The sequence below is a fragment of the Citrobacter sp. NCU1 genome (assembly GCF_010231475.1).
GTDB lineage: Bacteria > Pseudomonadota > Gammaproteobacteria > Enterobacterales > Enterobacteriaceae > Citrobacter_D.
In genome coordinates, this window is the sequence record NZ_NRDO01000034.1 from 336,906 (window position 1) to 361,581 (window position 24,676).

Here is a 24,676-nt window from a genome sequence, read left to right on the forward strand (position 1 = left end):
TAACGATGGCGATGAAAAAGTTGCTCATAGCGTCGCTGCTGTTTAGCAGCGCCACCGTATACGGTGCTGAAGGGTTCGTAGTGAAGGACATTCATTTCGAAGGCCTACAGCGAGTCGCTGTTGGTGCGGCCCTCCTCAGTATGCCGGTGCGCACAGGCGACACGGTTAATGATGAAGATATCAGTAATACCATTCGCGCTCTGTTTGCCACTGGTAACTTTGAGGATGTCCGTGTCCTGCGTGACGGTGATACCCTTCTGGTTCAGGTAAAAGAACGTCCGACGATTGCCAGTATTACTTTCTCCGGTAACAAATCGGTGAAAGAAGAAATGCTTAAGCAAAACCTCGAGGCGTCTGGCGTGCGTGTTGGCGAATCTCTGGATCGCACCACTCTGGCTGATATCGAAAAAGGACTGGAAGACTTCTACTATAGCGTCGGTAAATACAGTGCCAGCGTGAAAGCGGTTGTCACACCGTTGCCGCGTAACCGCGTTGACCTCAAACTGGTATTCCAGGAAGGCGTATCAGCGAAAATTCAACAGATCAATATCGTCGGTAACCATGCCTTCAGCACTGACGAACTCATTTCTCATTTCCAACTGCGGGATGAAGTACCGTGGTGGAACGTCGTGGGCGATCGTAAGTATCAGAAACAGAAACTGGCGGGCGACCTCGAAACGCTGCGCAGCTACTATCTGGATCGCGGTTACGCGCGTTTCAACATCGACTCTACGCAGGTCAGTCTGACGCCGGATAAGAAAGGCATCTACATTACTGTTAACATTACAGAAGGCGAACAGTACAAGCTTTCGGGTGTTGAGGTGAGCGGTAACCTGGCCGGGCATTCAGCTGAAATTGAGAGTCTGACGAAGATCGAGCCGGGCGAACTCTATAACGGCACCAAAGTGACCAAAATGGAAGATGATATCAAGAAGCTTCTGGGTCGCTATGGTTATGCATATCCGCGTGTACAGTCGCAACCTGAAATCAACGATGCTGATAAAACCGTAAAATTACGTGTGAACGTGGATGCGGGTAACCGTTTCTATGTGCGTAAGATCCGTTTTGAAGGTAACGATACCTCCAAAGATTCCGTTTTGCGCCGTGAAATGCGTCAGATGGAAGGGGCATGGTTAGGCAGCGACCTGGTCGATCAGGGTAAAGAGCGTCTGAACCGTCTGGGTTACTTTGAAACCGTCGACACCGATACACAACGCGTTCCGGGCAGCCCGGATCAGGTTGATGTGGTGTATAAGGTCAAAGAACGTAACACCGGTAGCTTCAACTTTGGTATTGGTTACGGTACAGAAAGCGGCGTCAGCTTCCAGGCCGGCGTTCAGCAGGACAACTGGTTGGGTACGGGTTATTCCGTTGGGATTAACGGTACCAAAAACGACTATCAAACCTATACTGAGTTGTCTGTAACGAACCCGTACTTTACTGTTGATGGCGTTAGCCTCGGTGGTCGTGTCTTCTATAACGACTTTGAAGCTGATGATGCTGATCTGTCCGACTATACCAACAAAAGTTATGGTACGGACGTCACGCTGGGCTTCCCAATCAACGAATACAACACGCTGCGTGCAGGTTTAGGTTATGTACATAACAAACTGTCTAACATGCAGCCGCAGGTAGCGATGTGGCGTTATCTTGAATCGATGGGAGAAAACCCAGACCCGACGAATGATAACAACAGTTTTACTGCAGATGATTTCACCTTCAACTATGGTTGGACGTATAACAAACTTGACCGTGGGTACTTCCCGACGGAAGGGACGCGTATCAACCTGAACGGTAAAGTGACTATTCCGGGTTCTGACAACGAATACTACAAAGCGACATTGGATACGGCGACCTATGTGCCGATTGATGATGATCACAAATGGGTGGTTCTGGGTCGTACCCGTTGGGGTTATGGAGATGGCTTAGGCGGCAAAGAAATGCCGTTCTATGAGAACTTCTATGCGGGTGGTTCAAGCACCGTGCGTGGTTTCCAGTCCAATACCATTGGTCCGAAAGCACTGTATTTACCTGCAAACAGCCGTCATGACGGTGACGATGATTTCGAAAATGAGTGCGCAAGCACTAACACAGCACCGTGCGAATCTGATGATGCAGTGGGCGGTAACGCGATGGCTGTCGCCAGCCTGGAGTTCATTACCCCAACGCCGTTTATTAGTGAAAAATACGCCAACTCGGTCCGTACCTCGTTCTTCTGGGATATGGGGACCGTGTGGGATACTAACTGGGATTCCAGCAAGTATGCCGGTTATCCGGACTACAGCGATCCAAGCAATATCCGTATGTCCGCAGGTATCGCATTACAATGGATGTCCCCATTGGGGCCGTTGGTCTTCTCCTATGCCCAGCCGTTCAAGGATTACGATGGAGACAAAAAAGAGCAGTTCCAGTTTAACATTGGTAAAACCTGGTAACTGTTCTTCGCAAAGGAATGTAAGTGTAGTGTAGCGATGACTTTTGGCGATCCCCTCAAGGGTCGCCTGGCCACGCAAAGAGCTGTACCTTCGGGTGCAAATGGGATGGTAAGGAGTTTATTGTGAAAAAGTGGTTATTAGCTGCAGGTCTCGGTTTAGCGATGGTTACGTCCGCACAGGCTGCTGACAAAATTGCAATCGTCAACATGGGTAGTCTGTTCCAGCAGGTTGCGCAGAAGACGGGTGTTTCCAGCACGCTGGAAAATGAGTTCAAAGGCCGTGCCAGCGAACTGCAGCGCATGGAATCCGACCTGCAATCTAAAATGCAACGTCTGCAGTCTATGAAAGCTGGTAGCGATCGCACTAAGCTGGAAAAAGAAGTAATGGCTCAACGCCAGACTTTTGCTCAGAAAGCGCAGGCTTTTGAGCAGGATCGTGCGCGCCGTTCCAACGAAGAGCGTGGCAAGCTGGTTACCCGTATCCAGACTGCTGTGAAATCCGTCGCTAACAGTCAGGATATCGATCTGGTCGTTGATGCTAACACTGTTGCTTACAACAGCAGCGAAGTGAAAGACATCACCGCTGACGTACTGAAACAGGTTAAATAAGTAATGCCTTCAATTCGACTGGCTGATTTAGCAGAGCAGTTGGATGCAGAATTACACGGTGATGGCGATATCGTCATCACCGGCGTTGCGTCCATGCAATCTGCGCAAACAGGTAATATCACGTTCATGGTAAATCCTAAGTACCGTGAGCATCTGGCTTTATGTCAGGCTTCTGCCGTTGTGATGACGCAGGATGATCTTCCTTTTGCTAAGAGTGCCGCCCTGGTAGTGAAGAATCCCTACCTGACGTATGCGCGAATGGCACAAATTTTAGATACCACGCCGCAGCCAGCGCAAAACATTGCCCCCAGTGCAGTGATTGATGCGACGGCGACGCTGGGTAGCAATGTCTCCGTAGGAGCAAATGCGGTGATCGAATCCGGCGTAATGCTCGGTGATAACGTAGTTATCGGTCCGGGTTGCTTCGTTGGAAAGAATACAAAAATCGGCGCAGGGTCACGTTTGTGGGCGAATGTGACGATTTATCACGACATTCAGATTGGCGAAAATTGTCTGATCCAGTCCAGTACGGTTGTGGGTGCTGACGGTTTTGGCTATGCCAACGATCGTGGTAATTGGGTGAAGATCCCGCAACTTGGTCGCGTTATTATTGGCGATCGTGTGGAGATCGGCGCTTGTACAACTATCGATCGTGGTGCCCTGGACGATACCATTATCGGTAATGGTGTGATCATCGATAATCAGTGTCAGATTGCACATAACGTCGTGATTGGCGACAATACGGCGGTTGCCGGTGGCGTCATTATGGCGGGCAGCCTGAAGATTGGCCGTTACTGCATGATTGGCGGCGCCAGCGTGATTAACGGGCATATGGAAATATGCGACAAAGTCACGGTGACTGGCATGGGTATGGTGATGCGTCCTATCACTGAACCTGGCGTCTATTCCTCAGGCATTCCGTTGCAACCTAATAAAGTATGGCGTAAAACCGCTGCGCTGGTGATGAACATTGATGATATGAGCAAGCGTCTCAAAGCCATTGAGCGCAAGGTTAATCAGCAGGACTAACGTTTCATCTTTTGCGTGCCAAACTTTCCGGCCTGTCGGCATTCTTTCGATTGCGGCAGGCCGTGTTATTATTGCCTTTTAGTATATTTAGACAGGAAGAGTATTTTGACTACTAACACTCATACTCTGCATATTGAAGAGATTTTAGAACTTCTGCCGCACCGTTTTCCGTTTTTGCTGGTTGATCGTGTGCTGGATTTTGAAGAAGGTCGTTTTCTGCGCGCAGTGAAGAATGTCTCCGTTAACGAGCCATTTTTCCAGGGGCACTTCCCTGGCAAACCGATCTTTCCGGGCGTGCTGATTCTGGAAGCGATGGCTCAGGCAACAGGTATCCTCGCCTTTAAAAGCGTAGGAAAACTGGAGCCGGGTGAACTGTATTACTTCGCGGGTATTGACGAAGCACGCTTTAAGCGTCCTGTCGTGCCAGGCGATCAGATGATCATGGAAGTCACTTTCGAGAAAACACGCCGTGGCCTGACCCGCTTTAAAGGGGTTGCTCTGGTTGACGGTAAAGTCGTTTGCGAAGCAACTATGATGTGTGCCCGTAGCCGGGAGGCCTGATACGTGATTGATAAATCCGCCTTTATTCACCCTACCGCCATTGTGGAAGAGGGCGCCTCTATTGGCGCTAACGCTCACATTGGCCCTTTTTGTCTTGTTGGACCCCATGTAGAAATTGGTGAGGGTACCGTACTGAAGTCTCACGTTGTCGTGAATGGCCATACTAAAATTGGTCGCGATAATGAGATTTATCAGTTCGCCTCTATCGGTGAAGTTAACCAGGATCTGAAATATGCGGGTGAACCGACCCGTGTGGAAATTGGCGATCGTAACCGCATTCGCGAAAGCGTCACCATTCATCGTGGCACTGTGCAGGGCGGTGGGTTGACGAAGGTGGGCAGCGATAACTTACTGATGATCAATGCCCACGTGGCGCACGATTGTACGATAGGTAATCGCTGTATTCTGGCCAATAATGCTACCCTTGCGGGTCATGTTTCGCTTGATGATTTTGTCATCATCGGTGGCATGACTGCCGTGCACCAGTTCTGCATTATCGGCGCACACGTGATGGTTGGGGGATGTTCTGGCGTTGCTCAGGACGTTCCGCCGTATGTTATTGCTCAGGGCAACCACGCGACACCATTTGGCGTCAACATCGAAGGGTTGAAGCGCCGCGGTTTCACCCGCGAAGCGATCACTGCGATCCGCAATGCCTACAAAGCGTTGTACCGTAGCGGCAAAACGCTGGAAGAAGCCAAACCGGAAATCGCTGAACTGGCGAAGCAGTACCCGGAAGTTCAGCTATTCAGTGATTTCTTTGCCCGCTCAACACGCGGTCTGATTCGTTAATGGCTGAACAGCGCCCTTTAACGATTGCCCTGGTCGCCGGAGAAACCTCCGGCGATATTCTTGGTGCAGGTCTAATCCGTGCTCTCAAATTACGTGTGCCCAACGCCCGTTTTGTCGGTGTTGCCGGTCCACTCATGCAGGCCGAAGGCTGCGAAGCCTGGTACGAAATGGAAGAGCTGGCGGTGATGGGCATTGTTGAAGTGCTCGGACGCTTACGTCGCTTACTGCACATTCGTGCCGATCTGACCAAGCGTTTTACCGAACTGCAGCCGGATGTCTTTGTTGGTATTGATGCTCCGGATTTTAACATCACCCTTGAGGGCAACCTCAAAAAGCAGGGTATTAAAACCATTCATTACGTCAGTCCGTCCGTATGGGCGTGGCGACAGAAACGTGTTTTCAAAATAGGCAGATCCACCCATATGGTGCTGGCGTTTCTGCCTTTCGAAAAAGCGTTTTACGACAAATTTAATGTACCGTGCCGTTTTATTGGTCACACGATGGCGGATGCTATGCCACTGGACCCGGATAAAAATGCGGCACGCGATGTGCTGGGGATCCCTCATGATGCCCATTGCCTGGCATTGTTACCCGGCAGCCGTGGCGCTGAAGTCGAGATGCTTAGTGCTGACTTCCTGAAAACCGCACAGCTACTGCGACAGCACTATCCCGATCTTGAAGTGGTGGTGCCGTTGGTCAATGCCAAACGTCGCGAGCAGTTCGAGCGAATCAAAGCGGAAGTCGCGCCAGAGCTCTCTGTCCACTTGCTTGATGGGATGGGCCGTGAAGCCATGGTGGCGAGCGATGCAGCGCTGCTGGCTTCGGGTACGGCTGCGCTGGAGTGTATGCTGGCGAAGTGTCCGATGGTGGTAGGCTATCGCATGAAGCCCTTCACGTTCTGGCTAGCGAAGCGACTGGTAAAAACCGACTATGTTTCGCTACCTAACCTACTGGCAGGAAGAGAATTAGTCAAAGAGCTGCTGCAGGAAGAGTGTGAGCCGCATGCGTTGGCGGAAGCATTGTTGCCCCTGCTGGCAAACGGTAAAACCAGCCACGCCATGCACGACACATTCCGCGCACTGCATCAGCAGATCCGTTGCAATGCCGATGAGCAGGCAGCGGATGCAGTTCTGGAGTTAGCACGATGATTGAATTTGTTTATCCGCATACCCATTTAGTGGCCGGAGTGGATGAAGTTGGGCGCGGACCTCTGGTCGGCGCGGTCGTTACCGCCGCCGTTATTCTTGATCCGGCCCGTCCAATTGTGGGACTCAACGACTCAAAAAAACTTTCAGAAAAGCGCCGCCTGGCGCTGTATGACGAAATTAAAGAAAAAGCGTTAAGCTGGAGCCTGGGACGTGCGGAGCCGCATGAGATCGATGAGCTAAATATTTTGCATGCGACCATGCTGGCGATGCAGCGAGCCGTTGCAGGCCTGCATATTGCGCCGGAATATGTGCTGATCGACGGTAATCGCTGTCCGGCACTGGCGGTGCCCTCGATGGCCGTGGTGAAAGGCGACAGCCGGGTGGCGGAAATCAGTGCCGCATCCATTCTGGCAAAAGTCGCGCGAGATGCTGAGATGACCGCGCTGGACGCTGTATTTCCCCAATATGGTTTTGCGCAACACAAAGGTTATCCCACCGCTTTTCATCTGGAGGCGCTGGCTGAACATGGTGCGACGGAGCATCACCGACGCAGCTTTGCTCCTGTCAAACGTGCACTGGGACTTGCGTCCTGATTCTTGCGTCGAGAATAAGTAAACCGGAATCTAAAGATGTCTGAACCACGTTTCGTCCACCTGCGGGTGCACAGCGACTACTCTATGATCGATGGGCTGGCGAAAACCGGACCGCTGGTGAAAAAGGCGGCCGCGTTGGGCATGCCTGCGCTGGCGATCACCGATTTCACTAACCTTTGCGGTCTGGTGAAGTTCTACGGAGCGGGCCACGGCGCGGGGATAAAACCTATCGTCGGCGCTGATTTTCACGTTCAGAGCGAGCAGTTGGGCGATGAGCTTACCCAACTGACAGTACTGGCGGCGAACAATACCGGTTACCAGAATCTGACGTTGTTGATCTCTAAAGCGTACCAGCGCGGTTATGGCGCCGCCGGGCCGATTATCGATCGTGACTGGCTGGTCGAATTAAAAGAGGGGTTGATCCTGCTTTCCGGCGGGCGGATGGGCGATGTAGGACGTTGCCTGCTGCGCGGTAACAGCGCGCTGGTCGACGAATGTGTCGCGTTTTACGAAGAACATTTTCCCGATCGTTACTTCCTTGAACTGATTCGCACCGGCAGACCTGATGAAGAGACGTACCTGCATGCGGCGGTAGAACTGGCTGAAACGCGCGGCTTGCCGGTTGTGGCCACCAACGACGTCCGTTTTCTCGAAACGGGCGATTTTGACGCACATGAAATTCGCGTTGCCATCCACGATGGCTTTACCCTTGACGATCCAAAGCGCCCACGTAATTACTCGCCGCAGCAGTATATGCGCAGCGAAGAGGAGATGTGCGAGCTTTTTGCCGACATCCCGGAGGCGCTGGAAAATACCGTAGAGATAGCCAAGCGGTGTAACGTCACGGTGCGTCTCGGCGAATACTTCCTGCCGCAGTTTCCGACCGGGGACATGACCACCGAAGATTATCTGGTCAAGAAATCGAAAGAGGGTCTGGAAGAGCGTCTGGCGTTTTTGTTCCCGGACGAAGCCGAGCGCAACGAGAAGCGCCCACCTTATGACGAACGCCTGGATATTGAACTTCAGGTGATTAACCAGATGGGATTCCCGGGTTACTTCCTGATCGTTATGGAGTTTATCCAGTGGTCAAAAGATAACGGCGTGCCGGTCGGGCCGGGGCGTGGTTCCGGTGCGGGTTCACTGGTGGCCTATGCACTCAAAATTACCGATCTTGATCCGCTGGAATTTGACCTGCTGTTCGAACGTTTCCTTAACCCGGAACGTGTCTCCATGCCTGACTTCGACGTTGACTTCTGTATGGAGAAACGCGATCAGGTGATCGAGCACGTGGCGGATATGTATGGTCGCGATGCGGTATCGCAGATCATTACTTTCGGTACGATGGCGGCAAAAGCGGTAATCCGCGATGTCGGTCGCGTGCTGGGACATCCGTATGGATTTGTGGACCGAATTTCTAAGCTGGTGCCTCCCGATCCGGGTATGACACTGGCTAAAGCCTTTGAAGCTGAACCGCAACTGCCAGAAATTTACGAGGCAGATGAAGAGGTTAAAGCGCTAATTGATATGGCGCGTAAGCTGGAAGGTGTCACCCGTAACGCCGGTAAACACGCTGGTGGTGTGGTGATCGCGCCAACCAAAATTACCGATTTTGCGCCGCTGTATTGTGATGAACAGGGGCTGCATCCGGTCACCCAGTTTGATAAAAACGATGTGGAATATGCCGGGCTGGTGAAGTTCGACTTCCTGGGTCTGCGTACGCTGACGATCATTAACTGGGCGCTGGAGATGATCAACGCCCGCCGTGAGAAAAACGGTGAACCGCCGCTGGATATCGCAGCGATTCCGTTAGACGACAAGAAAAGCTTCGACATGCTGCAGCGTTCGGAGACCACTGCGGTCTTCCAGCTTGAATCTCGCGGTATGAAAGACCTGATCAAACGTCTGCAGCCTGACTGCTTCGAAGATATGATCGCTCTGGTGGCGCTGTTCCGTCCTGGTCCATTGCAATCAGGGATGGTAGATAACTTTATCGACCGTAAGCACGGTCGCGAAGAGATTTCCTATCCGGATGTTCAATGGCAGCACGAATGCCTGAAACCGGTTCTGGAGCCAACCTACGGCATCATCCTGTACCAGGAACAGGTCATGCAGATTGCCCAGGAACTCTCCGGCTATACACTCGGCGGCGCGGATATGCTGCGTCGTGCGATGGGTAAGAAAAAGCCGGAAGAGATGGCCAAGCAGCGCGGTACCTTTGAAGAAGGCGCGAAAAAACGCGGCGTTGACGGCGAACTGGCGATGAAAATCTTTGACCTGGTGGAGAAATTCGCCGGTTACGGGTTTAACAAATCTCACTCCGCCGCTTATGCGCTGGTATCGTACCAAACGCTGTGGCTGAAAGCGCACTATCCGGCTGAGTTTATGGCAGCGGTAATGACCGCCGATATGGACAACACCGAGAAGGTGGTTGGCCTCGTGGATGAGTGCTGGCGCATGGGACTAAAGATCCTGCCGCCGGATATCAACTCCGGGCTGTATCATTTCCACGTCAATGATGACGGTGAGATTGTTTACGGTATCGGCGCGATTAAAGGCGTGGGCGAAGGCCCAATTGAAGCTATTATTGAAGCGCGTAACGAAGGCGGTTATTTTCGGGAGTTGTTTGATCTGTGCGCGCGTACGGACACCAAAAAGCTGAACCGCCGGGTGCTGGAAAAACTGATCATGTCCGGGGCGTTTGACCGTCTTGGGCCGCATCGCGCCGCATTGATGAACGCGTTGGGCGATGCCCTGAAGGCTGCCGATCAGCACGCGAAAGCAGAAGCCATCGGCCAGGCAGATATGTTTGGCGTTCTGGCGGAAGAACCAGAGCAAATTGAGCAATCCTATGCCAGCTGCCAGCCATGGCCGGAACAGGTGGTGTTGGATGGGGAGCGAGAAACGTTAGGCTTATACCTGACGGGACACCCCATCAACCAGTATTTAAAAGAAATTGAGCGCTATGTCGGAGGCTACAGGCTGAAAGACATGCATCCGACAGAACGTGGTAAAGTCACTACGGCTGCGGGGCTCGTCATTGCCGCAAGGGTTATGGTCACCAAGCGCGGCAATCGTATCGGCATCTGTACCCTGGATGACCGTTCCGGACGTCTGGAAGTGATGTTGTTTACCGATGCTCTGGATAAATACCAGCAATTGCTGGAAAAAGACCGCATACTTATCGTCAGCGGACAGGTCAGCTTTGATGACTTCAGCGGGGGGCTTAAAATGACCGCCCGCGAAGTGATGGATATTGACGAAGCCCGTGAAAAATATGCTCGCGGGCTTGCTATCTCGCTGACGGACAGGCAAATTGATGACCAGCTTTTAAACCGACTCCGTCAGTCTCTGGAACCCCACCGCTCGGGGACAATTCCAGTACATCTCTACTATCAGAGGGCGGATGCACGTGCGCGGTTGCGCTTTGGCGCGTCGTGGCGTGTCTCTCCGAGCGATCGTTTGCTAAACGATCTCCGTGGCCTCATTGGTTCGGAGCAGGTGGAACTGGAGTTTGACTAATACAGGAATACTATGAGTCTGAATTTCCTTGATTTTGAACAGCCGATTGCAGAGCTGGAAGCGAAAATCGATTCTCTGACTGCGGTGAGCCGTCAGGATGAGAAACTGGATATTAACATCGATGAAGAAGTCCATCGTCTGCGTGAAAAAAGCGTAGAACTGACGCGCAAAATCTTCGCCGATCTTGGCGCATGGCAGGTGGCCCAACTGGCACGCCATCCACAGCGTCCATATACCCTGGATTATGTCCGCCTGGCGTTTGATGAATTTGACGAACTGGCGGGCGATCGCGCTTATGCAGACGATAAAGCTATCGTTGGCGGTATCGCACGTCTGGAAGGTCGTCCGGTGATGATCATTGGTCATCAGAAAGGCCGTGAGACCAAAGAAAAAATCCGTCGTAACTTCGGCATGCCAGCGCCGGAAGGCTACCGTAAAGCACTGCGTCTGATGGAAATGGCCGAGCGTTTCAACATGCCGATCATTACCTTTATCGACACCCCAGGTGCATACCCTGGCGTCGGTGCGGAAGAGCGTGGTCAGTCTGAAGCGATTGCCCGCAACCTGCGTGAAATGTCACGTCTGAGCGTACCGGTGATTTGTACCGTTATCGGTGAAGGGGGTTCCGGCGGCGCACTGGCGATTGGTGTGGGTGATAAGGTTAACATGCTGCAGTACAGCACGTATTCAGTTATCTCTCCGGAAGGTTGCGCCTCGATCCTCTGGAAGAGCGCAGACAAAGCGCCGCTGGCCGCAGAAGCAATGGGCATCATCGCCCCGCGTCTGAAAGAGCTGAAGCTGATTGATTCTATCATTCCAGAACCGCTGGGCGGCGCGCATCGTAACCCGGAAACCACGGCGGCTTCTTTGAAAGCGCAATTGCTGTCTGATTTGGCCGATCTCGATGTGTTGAGCAAAGACGATTTGAAAAACCGTCGTTATCAGCGTCTGATGAGCTACGGCTACGCGTAACTTTCTACTTTTCTGAAAAGGGCCACTTTTTGTGGCCCTTTTTTTTACCTGCGGTTTGACCAGGCTATGATGAGATAAGGATTTTCCAGGAGGAACGCATGAATATCATTGCCATAATGGGACCGCACGGGGTTTTTTATAAAGACGAGCCCATCAAGGAACTTGAACACTCCCTGCAATCACAGGGATTCCAGATTATCTGGCCACAAAATAGTGTCGACCTGCTCAAGTTTATCGAACACAATCCGCGGATCTGCGGCGTGATTTTTGACTGGGATGAGTACAGTCTCGAACTGTGTAGCGATATAAATCAACTTAACGAATATCTTCCCCTTTACGCATTTATTAATACGCACTCGACCATGGATGTCAGTGCGCAGGATATGCGTATGGCGCTGTGGTTTTTTGAGTACGCGCTGGGCCAGTCCGACGATATTGCAACGCGCATTCGCCAGTACACTAACGAATATCTGGAAAACATCACACCGCCGTTTACCCGGGCGCTGTTTACGTATGTGAAAGAGGGGAAGTACACCTTTTGTACGCCAGGCCATATGGCGGGGACGGCATACCAAAAGAGTCCTGTTGGCTGCCTGTTCTATGACTTTTTCGGTGGTAATACGCTGAAAGCTGACGTCTCTATCTCTGTTACTGAATTAGGCTCTTTGCTGGACCATACGGGCCCGCATCTGGAAGCCGAAGAATACATTGCCCGCACATTTGGGGCAGAACAGAGTTACATGGTGACGAACGGAACCTCGACGTCGAATAAAATTGTCGGGATGTATGCAGCTCCGGCAGGCAGTACGTTGCTTATTGATCGTAACTGTCATAAGTCTCTCGCTCACTTACTGATGATGAGCGATGTGGTCCCCATTTGGTTGAAACCCACGCGAAATGCGCTCGGTATCCTCGGTGGCATCCCCCGGCGCGAGTTCTCCCGTACGAACATTGAACGCAAAGTGGCAGAAACGGAACGGGCGCAGTGGCCGGTGCATGCGGTCATTACCAATTCGACCTACGATGGTCTTCTCTATAACACTAACTGGATCAAACAAACGCTGGAAGTGCCTTCGATTCATTTTGATTCTGCCTGGGTGCCGTACACCCATTTTCACCCGATCTATCAGGGGAAAAGCGGCATGAGTGGTGAACGGGTGGCAGGGAAAGTGATTTTTGAAACGCAATCTACGCACAAGATGTTGGCGGCATTATCCCAGGCGTCTCTCATCCATATTAAAGGTGAATACGATGAAGACACCTTTAATGAAGCGTTTATGATGCACACTTCGACGTCACCCAGCTATCCCATTGTGGCATCTATCGAGACGGCGGCGGCAATGCTGCGCGGCAATCCGGGAAAGCGCTTAATCAACCGTTCGGTGGAACGAGCGCTCCATTTCCGTAAAGAGGTGCAGCGGTTGCGGGAAGAGTCGGACAGCTGGTTCTTTGATATCTGGCAGCCGGAAGAGGTTAATGACGCTCAGTGCTGGCCCGTCGCGCCAGGGGAAGCGTGGCATGGTTTTTCCGATGCTGATAGCGATCACATGTTTCTCGACCCGGTCAAAGTCACAATCCTGACGCCGGGGATGGATGAGCAGGGCAATATGAGCGAGGAAGGGATACCTGCGGCACTGGTGGCGAAATTCCTTGATGAACGTGGTGTGGTCGTTGAGAAAACAGGACCGTATAACCTGCTGTTCCTCTTTAGTATCGGTATCGATAAAACACGGGCGATGGGATTGCTGCGTGGGCTAACGGAGTTCAAGCGCTCCTATGATCTGAATCTTCGCGTTAAAAATATGCTACCGGATCTGTATGCGGAAGATCCCGATTTTTATCGAAATATGCGGATTCAGGATCTGGCTCATGGGATCCATAAACTGATCCGCCAGCACGATCTTTCTGGTCTGATGCTACGGGCGTTCGATACATTGCCTGAAATGAAAATGACGCCTCACGAAGCCTGGCAGCGGCAGATCAAAGGTGAAGTCGAAACTGTCGCGATTGATCAACTGGTGGGGCGTGTTTCGGCCAATATGGTACTGCCTTATCCACCCGGTGTACCGCTCCTGATGCCGGGTGAAATGATCACCGAAGAGAGTCGGGCAGTGCTCGATTTTCTGTTAATGCTGTGTTCTATTGGCCATCATTATCCTGGGTTTGAAACGGATATTCATGGCGCGAAACAGGATGAAGATGGGGTATACCGTGTGAGAGTCCTAAAAACGGTTTAACCGCTTGCTTTCGTCAGTGTTCGACGGGTAACGTGCTGATAATATGCCTAAAGGAGACGCTATGCTGGGATTAAAACAGGTTCACCATATCGCGATCATCGCGACAAACTATGCCGCCAGTAAGGCGTTCTATTGCGATGTGCTTGGATTTACGCTGATGAGCGAAGCGTACAGAGAGGAGCGTGACTCCTGGAAAGGTGACCTGGCGTTAAACGGGCAGTACGTCATTGAACTGTTTTCGTTTCCCTTCCCGCCAGCGCGCCCCAGTCGACCAGAAGCCTGTGGCTTGCGTCATCTTGCCTTTAGCGTGGATGATGTTGAAAAGGCCATTGCGCATCTCGAGGGTAACGGCGTGAAATGCGAACCAGTACGTATTGATCCGTTTACCCACAAACGTTTCACCTTTTTTAATGATCCTGACGGGTTGCCGCTTGAGTTATACGAGCAGTAAGACTTGTCATTACGGCTTTTGCCCGGTAACGTGCCGGGCAACGCCACAGTAAGTAAGCATCATGACGACACTCACCCTTAACACTTCCCTCCTGACCAGCCGCCAGATTTTGGTGGCCTTTAGCGGTGGTCTGGATTCCACAGTGCTTCTGCATCAACTGGTGCAGTGGCGGCAACAGACCCCTGACCTCACTCTGCGCGCGATTCACGTTCATCATGGACTCAGTCCTCATGCCGATAGCTGGGTGGCCCACTGTGAAGCGGTTTGTCAGCAATGGCAGGTGCCGCTGGTGGTTGAGCGCGTCCAGCTTGAGGATAAGGGGCTGGGGATTGAGGCGCAGGCTCGCCGCGCGCGATATGACGCTTTTGCCCGAACATTGTTGCCTGGTGAGGTGCTGGTGACTGCCCAACACCTTGATGACCAGTGCGAAACCTTTTTGCTGGCGCTTAAACGCGGCAGCGGTCCGGCTGGCCTTTCGTCAATGGGAGAACGTTCGTCGTTTGCAGGTTCATCTCTTATTCGACCGTTACTGATGGAAACGCATGGCGCGCTTGAGCAGTGGGCGCAAGCGCATGAGTTACGCTGGATTGAAGATGAAAGCAATCAGGATGATGCCTACGATCGTAATTTTTTACGGCTACGTATTATCCCGCTCCTGCAACAGCGCTGGCCGCACTTCGCAGGAGCGACAGCACGTAGCGCGGCGTTGTGCGCAGAGCAGGAGAGCCTGCTGGATGAATTGTTAGCTGACGAGGTAGCAGACTGCATCACGCCGCAAGGCTCGCTACAGCTGGAGCCGCTCATGGCGATGAGTGATGCCCGTCGTGCTGCAATATTACGTCGTTGGCTGGCGGCGCAGAATGCGCCGATGCCCTCGCGTGACGGCCTGGAGCGCATCTGGCAGGAAGCGGCGCTGTCGCGTGAGGATGCGTCCCCGTGTTTGCGTTTTGGCGAGTATGAAATCCGCCGTTACCAGTCACAACTGTGGTGGATTAAATCCGTTGCAGGGCAAAGTGATACGGTTCTGAGCTGGTTGTCCTGGCAAACGCCGCTGAGGTTACCTGCCGGCCTTGGAACAGTACGCCTGGTGACCGGTGGTGACCTACGAACTCCACGTGCCGACGAGCCTGTCAGTATCCGTTTTAAAGCATCTGGATTACTGCACATTGTGGGACGCAACGGTGGACGCAAGTTGAAGAAAATCTGGCAAGAGCTGGGCGTTCCTTCCTGGCGGCGGGATACAACGCCGATGCTGTTTTACGGCGAAACGCTGATTGCGGCTGCTGGAGTATTTGTGACGCCTGAGGGGCTTGCAGAGGGTGAATCGGGTGTGAAGTTGGAGTGGGATAAGAGCATCTGAAATGCCGGATGACGCTGCGCTTATCTGGCCTACATACTGCATGGAGAGTAGGCCGGAGAAGGTGCTTGCACCGCCATCCGGCAACACATATTCAGGATTCGCTGACCACCACGGTTCCAATTTGTGGGTGGCTGAAGCTGGAAATTTTGTCGAGACGTAGCTCACGCGTTTCGCCTGAGACATCTGCAATCAGGTATTCCACATTTTTACGGGAGACCAGATCGTTGGCTTTTGCCTGCATAACTTCGCCATCTTTCAGCGTCAGCGTCAGTATTAAATGATGCTGGCAGGCGAGCTCGAGATTGTCGTAGTCATCGCAATTGATGGGTTGATATGTTTCATTCATTGACATAATCGCTCACCAGTAAGTTCGCGGCAGCATAGGCCGCCTTTTCCCTGACCGACTCTGAAATGGCGCTGTCTTCCGCCACTTCATTAAGCACTTTCAATACGCAACCCAGCGCATCCGGGATATACCCTAAGTCTCCGCTGGCAATTTCCGCGTACCGCTTGCGTATTAACTCACAATATTTTTCCACATGCCCTCCTGTCAGCATTCTGACTTAACCGTGGATGCAAGTCTAAGCCTACGAAGATAAACTCTGTTTAGCAAGGCGACTATATCATACTCATTCAGGCAATATCAGCGTCTTGATAGAGGAGACACAAGGCATCCGTTAACAGCCTTTTCGCGCTGATTTCGTTACAATGTGCGCCTGATTCGAAAGGAGCTCTCTCATGGCGCTTAAAGCGACAATTTATAAAGCTGTTGTCAATGTGGCAGATCTGGATCGCAGCCAGTTTCTGGATGCGACATTAACGCTGGCGCGTCACCCCTCTGAAACGCAGGAGCGCATGATGCTGCGCTTGTTGGCGTGGATTAAATATGCCGACGAACGGCTACAGTTTACGCGTGGCCTGAGTGCGGAAGATGAGCCTGAGGCATGGCTACGTAACGATCATCTCGGTGTAGATCTGTGGATTGAGCTTGGACTCCCTGATGAGCGCCGTGTTAAGAAAGCCTGTACTCAGGCCGCCCAGGTTGCATTGTTTGCCTACAATAGCCGCGCGGCGCAAATCTGGTGGCAACAAAACCAGAATAAGTGCGCACAATTCTCTAATTTGTCCGTGTGGTATCTGGATGATGAACAGCTGGCGCAACTGAGCGATTTTGCCGGTCGCACCATGACATTGCAGGCGACCATACAAGATGGCGCTATCTGGTTATCGGATGCTCAGAATAATCTGGAAATCCATTTAACTGCGTGGCAACAGGCTTCATGATCGTTATCTCCCGAAACGTCTCTATTCCCGACAATGAGCTGGAGATCACCGCGATTCGCGCTCAGGGAGCAGGTGGGCAGCACGTTAATAAGACGTCGACGGCTATCCATTTGCGTTTTGACATTCGGGCCTCCGGGCTGCCAGAGTATTATAAGGAACGCCTGTTGAGCGCCAGTCACCATCTGATTAGCCAGGACGGTGTCATTATTATCAAGGCGCAGGAATACCGCAGCCAGGAGCTAAACCGGGAAGCCGCGATAGCCCGGTTAGTGGCGGTCATAAAAGAGTTAACCACAGTACAGAAAAGCCGCCTGGCGACGCGACCTGGACGCGCTGCAAAGGAGCGTCGGTTGTCGTCGAAGGCGCAGAAGTCTTCAGTGAAAGCGCTACGCGGTAAAGTTCGCCATTCTCAGGACTGACGAGCGAGATTGAAAATTTTTATAAGGAATTCATGGTGAAAACAGCGATTTTGTCCGTCGTGGCAGCCTGTACACTCTTTTCATTAATGGGGTGTAATAACCGTCCAGAAGCGGAGGCGTTACAGCCCGCGCAGGCGGCAGAATTAAAACCAATGCAGCAAAGCTGGCGCGGTGTATTGCCCTGCGCAGATTGCGAAGGTATTGAAACATCTCTGTTTCTTGATAAAGACGGAACATGGGTGATGAACGAACGCTACCAGGGCGTGCGCAAAGAGCCTTCGTCATTCGCTTCATACGGCACATGGGCGCGTACCGCTGATAAGCTGGTGCTGACGGACAGTAAAGGCGAAAAGTCTTTCTATCGTGCTAAAGGCGATGCCCTGGAGATGCTCGATCGTGAAGGTAATCCGATTGAGTCGCAGTTCAACTACACGCTTGAGTCTGTGTCTGCCAGTCTGCCAGTGACGCCAATGCCAATGCGCGGCATGTATTTCTATATGGCGGACGCGGCGACCTTTACTGATTGTGCTACCGGAAAACGTATCCCGGTGGCGAATAATGCCCAACTGGAACGAGACTATTTGTCGGCTCGTGGGGAAACGGGTAAACCCGTTCTGCTGACGGTTGAAGGTCACTTTACGCTGGAAGCCAATCCGGATACGGGGGCGAAGGTAAAAACACTGATGGCGGATAAAGCGATGAAATTTATTCCGGGTCAGGATTGCGCCAGTAAATAACGCATGAATTTTTGCGAATAACGATATAAAAAAACCCCGCATTTGCGGGGTTTTTCATGGCTTAACCTTTAATGGCTTTCACCAGATAGTTAAGAATGTCACCGGTTTTGATCAGCTGCTTCTCGCCGTTACGACGATATTTATATTCAATATCGTCGTTGTCGAGGTTACGATCGCCCAGCACAATGGTGTGCGGAATACCAATCAGCTCCATGTCGGCGAACATCACGCCCGGACGCTCTTTACGGTCATCCATCAGCACTTCGATACCTTGCGCACGCAGCTCTGCGTACAGCTTCTCGGCCAGCTCCTGCACACGGTAGGATTTGTGCATGTTCATCGGCAGAATCGCGACCTGGAACGGGGCGATGGCGTCAGGCCATACGATGCCGCGGTCGTCGTAATTCTGCTCAATGGCCGCTGCTACAACGCGAGTGACCCCGATACCGTAGCAACCCATGGTCAGGATCTGGTTACGGCCATCTTCGCCCTGTACGGCCGCTTTCAGCGCTTCAGAGTACTTCGTACCCAACTGGAAGATGTGACCGACTTCGATACCGCGTTTAATCAGCAGCGTGCCTTTACCGTCCGGGCTAGGATCGCCAGCGACCACGTTACGGATGTCCGCGACTTCCGGGGTCGCAACGTCGCGATCCCAGTTGATACCGAAGTAGTGTTTACCGTCGATGTTCGCGCCCGCGCCGAAATCGCTCATCGCCGCCACGGTACGGTCAATAACCATCGGAATCGGCATGTTCACCGGACCGAGAGAACCAGGTCCCGCGTTCACCACCGCGCGAATTTCTTCTTCGGTCGCAAAGGTCAGCGGGCTGGCAACCTGCGGCAGTTTTTCTGCTTTCACTTCGTTCAGCTCGTGGTCGCCACGAACCAGCAGCGCAACCAGCGGGTAAGCGCTTCCTTCCACTGCTTTCACCAGCAGGGTTTTCACGGTTTTCTCGATCGGCAGATTGAACTGTTCAACCAGCTCGGCGATGGTTTTCGCGTTCGGCGTATCAACCAGCGTCATCTCCTGCGTTGCAGCAGCGCGTGGTTCTTTTGGCGCGATAGCTTCAGCAAATTCGATGTTGGCTGCGTAGTCAGACGAGTCAGAGAAAATCACATCATCTTCACCGCTCTGCGCCAGCACCTGGAATTCGTGGGATGCGCTACCGCCGATAGAACCGGTATCAGCCTGCACAGCACGGAAATCCAGACCCATACGGCTGAAGATTTTGCTGTAAGCGGCGTACATCGCGTCATAGGTTTCCTGCAGGGATTCCTGAGAGGTATGGAAAGAGTAAGCATCTTTCATCAGGAATTCGCGGGAACGCATCACGCCGAAACGCGGGCGAACTTCATCACGGAACTTGGTCTGGATCTGGAAGAAGTTCAGCGGCAGCTGTTTGTAAGAACTCAGTTCGTTACGAATCAGGTCAGTAATGACTTCTTCGTGAGTCGGGCCGAGTACGAACGGACGCTCGCCACGGTCAACAAAACGCAGCAGTTCCGGGCCGTACTGTTCCCAACGACCACTCTCTTGCCACAGGTCAGCAGGCTGAACCACTGGCATGCACACCTCGATGGCACCGGCGTTATTCATCTCTTCACGCACGATGTTTTCGACTTTTTTCAGGACGCGCAGGCCGGTCGGCAGCCAGGTGTATAACCCGGAGGCCAGCTTGCGGATCATCCCGGCGCGCAGCATCAGCTGGTGGCTGATTACCTCGGCGTCGGCAGGTGTCTCCTTCAGAGTGGAGAGCAGGTATTGGCTAGTACGCATGTTGTTACGGTTCCAGTTGGACATTCGAACAGGCTCAACGCGAGCCTGACACAAAAATAGTGATTTAGTTTACCAGCGAGAAAGGGATGTCAAAAGAGAAGGCCGCGAAATTACCGTGGTTCCAGCGCAAAGACTTCAAAACCCTCTTCCGTAACGCGCCAGCGCACGTTGAAATCGTGTAGCCACACGGCGTAGGTTTTGCCTGTTTCTTCACCCTTACGATACGCAGGGCGCGGGTCCTGCGCCAGAACTTCACGAATAAACGTTTTCAATTGCGGATAACGCTTTTCGTGTGACAGAAACTGTTGCTCAATCTCAGCGGTAAAGCTGACCTGCATTTCGGCTATTGGCGCGTGTTGCGCATAGCTGGCCGTGGCGTCCGGCAGCGCCTCAGCAAACGGTAGGTAGGGCTTAATATCAATGACCGGCGTCCCGTCCACCAGATCCAGACTGCCTAATTTCAGGATGACGTTGTCTTTCTGGCAATGAATCCCTTTGAGCTCGACCAGCGACATCCCGATGGGATTCGGGCGAAAAGTGGAACGTGTGGCGAAAACGCCCATTCTGGCATTTCCCCCCAGACGCGGTGGTCGCACAGTGGGACGCCATCCACCTTCCATTGTCTGATGAAAGATAAATATCACCCATAAATGACTAAATGCTTCCAGACCTCGTACCGCATCAGCCTGGTTGTAAGGCGCAAGCAGATGCAGTTCACCGTTAGCGCTTTTAACCAAACCTGGCTGGCGCGGAACGGCGAACTTTTCTTTATAGGGTGAGCGAATAACACCTATTTGCTCAAATTGAAATGTACTCATTTAGCCGAAACGTTGAGGGCGGACCCGATACAAACGGCCTGACGGTAGCAACCCGGTGTACCGCTGGTGACTTCGCAACTGTGCAACAATACGGCATTGGCTTTCATTTTCGAGGCGTTAATCTGCATACGTTTGCGAGCGGTCGGGATATTCGGCGGTGAGTCCTGGTTGGAAGCCTGGCAAGATTCACCACTTACTTCACCGAGATCGCGGAAAGGTTTGCCTACTAATTCTTCTGCATTGGTGTAAATTTTAACAGGGATAGCACGTGGCGCTTTCGGTTTCTCCGACTCCGCTTTTGGCGGGGTTGCGGTGCTTTGTGCGGGTTCAACAGGGGATCTGCTTAGCATGGAACAGCCACCCAGCATGAGTGCCAATAAACAGATCGGTAAAGCACGCATAATATTTCCTCAATGAATGATCTAATCGCCAGATATTGAATCAGTTGCCTACATAAATGACAAGACGGGCTTTCGCCCGTCCTGAATAATATTACAGATTGTGGACACAGCCTAAATATTACCAGCCTTTAACCGCGCCGCCATTGAAGACTTTATTTGCTGCTTCGTAGACTTCGTCAGACTGATAAGCCTGAACGAATTTCTTCACGTTTTCAGCATCTTTGTTATCTTCGCGGGTAACGACCAGGTTAACGTATGGGGAGTCTTTGTCTTCAACAAAGATACCGTCTTTTGCCGGGGTCAGGTTAATCTGGCTGGCGTAGGTCGTATTGATTACAGCCAGTGCAATCTGTGCATCGTCCAGAGAACGCGGCAGTTGCGGCGCTTCCAGCTCAACCAGTTTCAGGTTTTTCGGGTTTTCGATAACGTCCAGCGCCGTCGGCAGCAGGCCAACGCCATCTTTCAGCTTGATCAAGCCCACTTTTTGCAACAGCAGCAGGGAACGACCAAGGTTAGTCGGGTCGTTGGGAATAGCAACCTGTGAACCTTCCTGCAGCTCATCCAGTGATTTGATTTTTTTGGAGTAGCCTGCAATCGGGTAAACGAATGTATTGCCTACTGCTACCAGTTTGTAGCCACGATCTTTGATCTGCTGATCCAGATAAGGTTTGTGCTGGAAAGCGTTAGCATCGATATCGCCTTTGCTCAGCGCTTCGTTTGGCAGAACGTAGTCGTTGAACGTAACCAGTTCAACATCCAGCCCGTATTTTTCTTTTGCCACTTTCTGGGCAACTTCAGCAACCTGTTGTTCCGCGCCGACAATCACGCCCACTTTGATGTGGTTCGGATTTTTTTCATCCTGGCCGCAACCCGCAAGTGCCAGAGAACCGATCAAGGCTCCAACTGCCGCAAAGGTTTTGAATTTGAACGCCATGCTTATTTCCTTAATGAGTTATTTGTGTTGTGTTTAATGTTACTTGTGCGTCACTGCCCGAACGATGCGATCGCCGGATAACTGAATTAAATAAACCAGAACGACGAGTAATACCAGCACCGTATTCATCACGGTCGCATTGTATCCGATGTAACCGTACTGATAGCCAATTTGGCCGAGACCACCTGCGCCGACAGCCCCTCCCATCGCCGAGTAACCGACCAGCGTAATGAGCGTAATCGTTGCTGCGTTCACCAGACCCGGCAATGCTTCTGGCAGGAGCACTTTACGCACGATCTGCAGCGGTGTGGCCCCCATCGCCCGGGACGCTTCGATAAGCCCGGCAGGGATTTCCAGCAGGGCGTTTTCTACCATACGCGCGATGAACGGCGCGGCGCCAACCGTTAACGGTACAATAGCCGCCTGCAGACCTATTGATGTGCCAACAATCATTCTCGTGAATGGAATCATCCACACTAATAAGATAATGAAAGGGATAGAACGGAAAATATTGACCAACGCAGAAAGCGTACGGTAAAGCTTTGCGTTCTCAATGATTTGCCCAGGACGTGTAACATACAGCAGCACGCCCACTGGCAGTCCAATGACAAAACCAAAAAAACCGGACACAAAAGTCATCGCCAGCGTTTCCCAGACGCCACGCGCCAGCAGCCATATCATCGCCTCAGACATAACCCAGAACCTCTACTTTTACATGGTGTTGCTGCAGCCAGGCAATGGCGGCTTGCGTTTCTTCTTGTGTACCGTGCATTTCCGTCAGCATGATGCCGAACTTCACACCGCCTGCGTAATCCATCTGCGCGCTAATAATGTTGTTATTCACGTTGAAGCGGCGCGCCGTTTCTGAGAGCAGCGGGGCATCAACTGACTGACCGGTAAATTCCATACGTAACATTGGGACGCTGTCTGCATACGGCTCGGCTTTTAATCGTTCCAGATAATCTTCCGGAATATCCAGATGCAGGGTGGACTGAATAAATTTCTGCGCCAGCGGGGTTTTCGGGTGTGAAAACACTTCACTCACCGTGTCCTGCTCAATCAGCTCACCGTTACTGATCACCGCAACACAATCACAGATACGCTTAACAACGTCCATTTCATGTGTAATAAGCAGAATCGTCAGACCGAGACGACGGTTAATGTCTTTTAATAACTCCAGAATGGAACGCGTCGTCGCCGGATCCAGGGCGCTGGTGGCTTCATCGCACAGTAAGACTTTCGGATTGCTGGCCAGTGCGCGGGCAATCGCGACACGTTGTTTTTGACCGCCGGAGAGATTGGCTGGGTAGCTGTCATGTTTATCGCTGAGGCCAACCAGGTCTAACAGTTCTGACACCCGGCGTTTAATCTCATCTTTGGGGGTGTTGTCCAGTTCCAGCGGCAAAGCGACGTTACCAAATACGGTACGTGAAGATAACAAGTTAAAATGCTGGAAAATCATGCCTATCTGGCGACGGGATTTTGTCAGTTCAGATTCTGACAGCGTAGTCAGTTCCTGGCCGCCAACCTGAACGCTGCCTTCTGTTGGGCGCTCAAGCAGGTTTACACAGCGAATTAATGTACTTTTACCGGCACCGGAGGCGCCAATAACGCCATAAATTTGCCCGGCAGGGACATGCAGGCTGACATTATTCAGAGCCTGAATGGTGCGAGTCCCCTGTTGGAACACTTTGGTGATATTCGAAAGTTTAATCATTGATTATTTATTATCGTAATTAAGTTAGCCGTGGCATTTTCGTCTGCCTGATACGGTCGACGCCGTCAACAAGATGGATGTTAAGGCATCCAGACGTCTAAATCAATCCGGCTTTCGACGATGAGCACTTTCTTGCGTGCGGAAACATGCGATACTAGCGGCATATATCTTATTCAGGAGCAAACCGGTGGCAAAATCAGTACCTGCAATTTTTCTCGACCGTGATGGCACAATCAATGTGGATCATGGCTACGTGCATGAAATCGACGAGTTTGAGTTTATCGATGGCGTAATCGATGCGATGCGTGAACTTAAGAAGATGGGTTATGCGCTTGTGGTTGTCACCAACCAGTCGGGTATTGCACGCGGTAAGTTTACCGAAGCGCAGTTTGAAACGTTAACTGAATGGATGGACTGGTCTCTGGCCGACCGGGATGTTGAACTGGACGGCATCTATTATTGTCCGCATCACCCTCAGGGGAGTGTGGAAGAGTTCCGTCAGGTCTGCGATTGCCGTAAACCGCATCCCGGTATGTTTATCTCCGCTCGCGATTTCTTGCACATCGATATGGCGGCTTCTTATATGGTTGGCGATAAAGTAGAAGACATGCAGGCAGCGGCAGCCGCCGGTGTAGGGACAAAAGTTTTGGTACGTACAGGTAAACCTGTTACCCCTGAAGCGGAAAATGCAGCAGATTGGGTGATTAATAGCCTTGCAGATCTGCCTCAGGCCATCAAAAAGCAGCAAAAATAGGCATTGTGGCGAAAAGGTGAACGGTTGGCATTTTTTTTCTATTTTTGACTTGTCAGCCCGAAATAACTCCCTATAATGCGCCTCCATCGACACGGCGGATGTGAATCACTTCACACAAACAGCCGGT

Annotated in this window: 24 protein-coding genes; 16 read left to right on the forward strand and 8 right to left on the reverse strand. The window is 52.0% G+C overall.

Going from position 1 to position 24,676, the window contains the following annotated elements; genetic code table 11:
* Window positions 1-5 precede the first annotated feature (5 nt).
* The 12 genes from bamA to tilS all read left to right on the forward strand — a co-directional run bounded on the left by bamA (window position 6) and on the right by tilS (window position 15,705).
* Entirely contained in the window at window positions 6-2,435 is a 2,430-nt protein-coding gene (gene bamA / locus CJP72_RS11460) for an outer membrane protein assembly factor BamA (protein WP_162381155.1), read from the forward strand.
* A 122-nt stretch (window positions 2,436-2,557) separates the two neighbouring features.
* Window positions 2,558-3,043 carry a molecular chaperone Skp gene (gene skp, locus CJP72_RS11465; RefSeq protein WP_162381157.1) on the forward strand — a complete coding sequence of 162 codons (486 nt, stop codon included), beginning with the start codon at window positions 2,558-2,560 and terminating at the stop codon, window positions 3,041-3,043.
* Between the two features lie 3 nt (window positions 3,044-3,046).
* Entirely contained in the window at window positions 3,047-4,072 is a 1,026-nt protein-coding gene (gene lpxD, locus CJP72_RS11470) for a UDP-3-O-(3-hydroxymyristoyl)glucosamine N-acyltransferase (RefSeq protein ID WP_162381159.1), read from the forward strand.
* Window positions 4,073-4,177: 105 nt separating this feature from the next.
* A complete protein-coding gene (gene fabZ, locus CJP72_RS11475; protein WP_003018528.1) occupies window positions 4,178-4,633 on the forward strand; it encodes a 3-hydroxyacyl-ACP dehydratase FabZ in 456 nt (151 codons plus the stop codon).
* Window positions 4,634-4,636: 3 nt separating this feature from the next.
* Entirely contained in the window at window positions 4,637-5,425 is a 789-nt protein-coding gene (gene lpxA / locus CJP72_RS11480; protein WP_162381161.1) for an acyl-ACP--UDP-N-acetylglucosamine O-acyltransferase, read from the forward strand.
* A complete protein-coding gene (gene lpxB, locus CJP72_RS11485) occupies window positions 5,425-6,573 on the forward strand; it encodes a lipid-A-disaccharide synthase (RefSeq protein ID WP_162381163.1) in 1,149 nt (382 codons plus the stop codon). The genes lpxA and lpxB overlap by 1 nt, the downstream gene beginning before the upstream one ends.
* On the forward strand, window positions 6,570-7,166 hold the full coding sequence (rnhB, locus tag CJP72_RS11490; protein WP_162381164.1) for a ribonuclease HII: 597 nt from the start codon (window positions 6,570-6,572) through the stop codon (window positions 7,164-7,166). Before lpxB ends, rnhB begins: the two co-directional genes overlap by 4 nt.
* Before the next feature lie 36 nt (window positions 7,167-7,202).
* Window positions 7,203-10,685: a DNA polymerase III subunit alpha gene (dnaE, locus tag CJP72_RS11495; protein WP_162381166.1), complete on the forward strand. Its 3,483-nt coding sequence runs from the start codon at window positions 7,203-7,205 to the stop codon at window positions 10,683-10,685.
* A gap of 12 nt (window positions 10,686-10,697) precedes the next feature.
* Window positions 10,698-11,657 (forward strand): acetyl-CoA carboxylase carboxyl transferase subunit alpha, encoded by a 960-nt coding sequence (gene accA / locus CJP72_RS11500; protein WP_162381168.1) that lies wholly within the window; start codon window positions 10,698-10,700, stop codon window positions 11,655-11,657.
* A gap of 98 nt (window positions 11,658-11,755) precedes the next feature.
* On the forward strand, window positions 11,756-13,894 hold the full coding sequence (gene ldcC / locus CJP72_RS11505) for a lysine decarboxylase LdcC (RefSeq protein ID WP_162381170.1): 2,139 nt from the start codon (window positions 11,756-11,758) through the stop codon (window positions 13,892-13,894).
* Between the two features lie 61 nt (window positions 13,895-13,955).
* Window positions 13,956-14,345: a VOC family protein gene (locus tag CJP72_RS11510; RefSeq protein ID WP_162381171.1), complete on the forward strand. Its 390-nt coding sequence runs from the start codon at window positions 13,956-13,958 to the stop codon at window positions 14,343-14,345.
* A 61-nt stretch (window positions 14,346-14,406) separates the two neighbouring features.
* Window positions 14,407-15,705 (forward strand): tRNA lysidine(34) synthetase TilS, encoded by a 1,299-nt coding sequence (gene tilS, locus CJP72_RS11515; RefSeq protein ID WP_162381173.1) that lies wholly within the window; start codon window positions 14,407-14,409, stop codon window positions 15,703-15,705.
* Between the two features lie 91 nt (window positions 15,706-15,796).
* On the opposite strand, the gene rof is transcribed toward tilS, so the two are convergent.
* Window positions 15,797-16,057, reverse strand: coding sequence for a Rho-binding antiterminator (gene rof / locus CJP72_RS11520; RefSeq protein ID WP_162381175.1), 261 nt, complete (start codon window positions 16,055-16,057; stop codon window positions 15,797-15,799).
* Window positions 16,044-16,244 (reverse strand): YaeP family protein, encoded by a 201-nt coding sequence (locus CJP72_RS11525; protein ID WP_203358855.1) that lies wholly within the window; start codon window positions 16,242-16,244, stop codon window positions 16,044-16,046. Before CJP72_RS11525 ends, rof begins: the two co-directional genes overlap by 14 nt.
* Before the next feature lie 199 nt (window positions 16,245-16,443).
* Between CJP72_RS11525 and CJP72_RS11530 the strand changes: the two genes are divergently transcribed.
* The 3 genes from CJP72_RS11530 to nlpE are packed head-to-tail and all read left to right on the forward strand — an operon-like array spanning window position 16,444 to window position 18,145.
* The gene (locus CJP72_RS11530; RefSeq protein WP_162381179.1) at window positions 16,444-16,989 is read left to right on the forward strand and encodes a YaeQ family protein; all 546 of its coding nucleotides are present in this window, start codon (window positions 16,444-16,446) and stop codon (window positions 16,987-16,989) included.
* Window positions 16,986-17,408 carry an alternative ribosome rescue aminoacyl-tRNA hydrolase ArfB gene (gene arfB / locus CJP72_RS11535; protein ID WP_162381181.1) on the forward strand — a complete coding sequence of 141 codons (423 nt, stop codon included), beginning with the start codon at window positions 16,986-16,988 and terminating at the stop codon, window positions 17,406-17,408. The genes CJP72_RS11530 and arfB overlap by 4 nt, the downstream gene beginning before the upstream one ends.
* A 32-nt stretch (window positions 17,409-17,440) precedes the next feature.
* The gene (gene nlpE, locus CJP72_RS11540; RefSeq protein ID WP_193568680.1) at window positions 17,441-18,145 is read left to right on the forward strand and encodes an envelope stress response activation lipoprotein NlpE; all 705 of its coding nucleotides are present in this window, start codon (window positions 17,441-17,443) and stop codon (window positions 18,143-18,145) included.
* Between the two features lie 61 nt (window positions 18,146-18,206).
* Here nlpE and proS read toward each other — a convergent pair whose 3' ends face one another.
* The 6 genes from proS to metN all read right to left on the reverse strand — a co-directional run bounded on the left by proS (window position 18,207) and on the right by metN (window position 23,795).
* Window positions 18,207-19,925, reverse strand: a complete 1,719-nt coding sequence (proS, locus tag CJP72_RS11545) for a proline--tRNA ligase (RefSeq protein WP_162381183.1) — start codon at window positions 19,923-19,925, stop codon at window positions 18,207-18,209.
* Between the two features lie 110 nt (window positions 19,926-20,035).
* Entirely contained in the window at window positions 20,036-20,743 is a 708-nt protein-coding gene (gene tsaA, locus CJP72_RS11550) for a tRNA (N6-threonylcarbamoyladenosine(37)-N6)-methyltransferase TrmO (RefSeq protein ID WP_162381184.1), read from the reverse strand.
* Window positions 20,740-21,144 carry an Rcs stress response system protein RcsF gene (rcsF, locus tag CJP72_RS11555; RefSeq protein WP_162381186.1) on the reverse strand — a complete coding sequence of 135 codons (405 nt, stop codon included), beginning with the start codon at window positions 21,142-21,144 and terminating at the stop codon, window positions 20,740-20,742. The genes tsaA and rcsF overlap by 4 nt, the downstream gene beginning before the upstream one ends.
* A gap of 118 nt (window positions 21,145-21,262) precedes the next feature.
* A complete protein-coding gene (metQ, locus tag CJP72_RS11560) occupies window positions 21,263-22,078 on the reverse strand; it encodes a methionine ABC transporter substrate-binding lipoprotein MetQ (protein WP_162381188.1) in 816 nt (271 codons plus the stop codon).
* Between the two features lie 39 nt (window positions 22,079-22,117).
* Complete coding sequence (locus CJP72_RS11565) at window positions 22,118-22,771, reverse strand: methionine ABC transporter permease MetI (protein ID WP_162381189.1); 654 nt, start codon at window positions 22,769-22,771, stop codon at window positions 22,118-22,120.
* Entirely contained in the window at window positions 22,764-23,795 is a 1,032-nt protein-coding gene (metN, locus tag CJP72_RS11570) for a methionine ABC transporter ATP-binding protein MetN (RefSeq protein WP_162381191.1), read from the reverse strand. Before metN ends, CJP72_RS11565 begins: the two co-directional genes overlap by 8 nt.
* Window positions 23,796-23,982: 187 nt before the next feature.
* Here metN and gmhB point away from each other — a divergent pair, with 187 nt between their 5' ends.
* Window positions 23,983-24,549 carry a D-glycero-beta-D-manno-heptose 1,7-bisphosphate 7-phosphatase gene (gmhB, locus tag CJP72_RS11575; protein WP_162381193.1) on the forward strand — a complete coding sequence of 189 codons (567 nt, stop codon included), beginning with the start codon at window positions 23,983-23,985 and terminating at the stop codon, window positions 24,547-24,549.
* The last annotated feature ends 127 nt before the right edge of the window (window positions 24,550-24,676 follow it).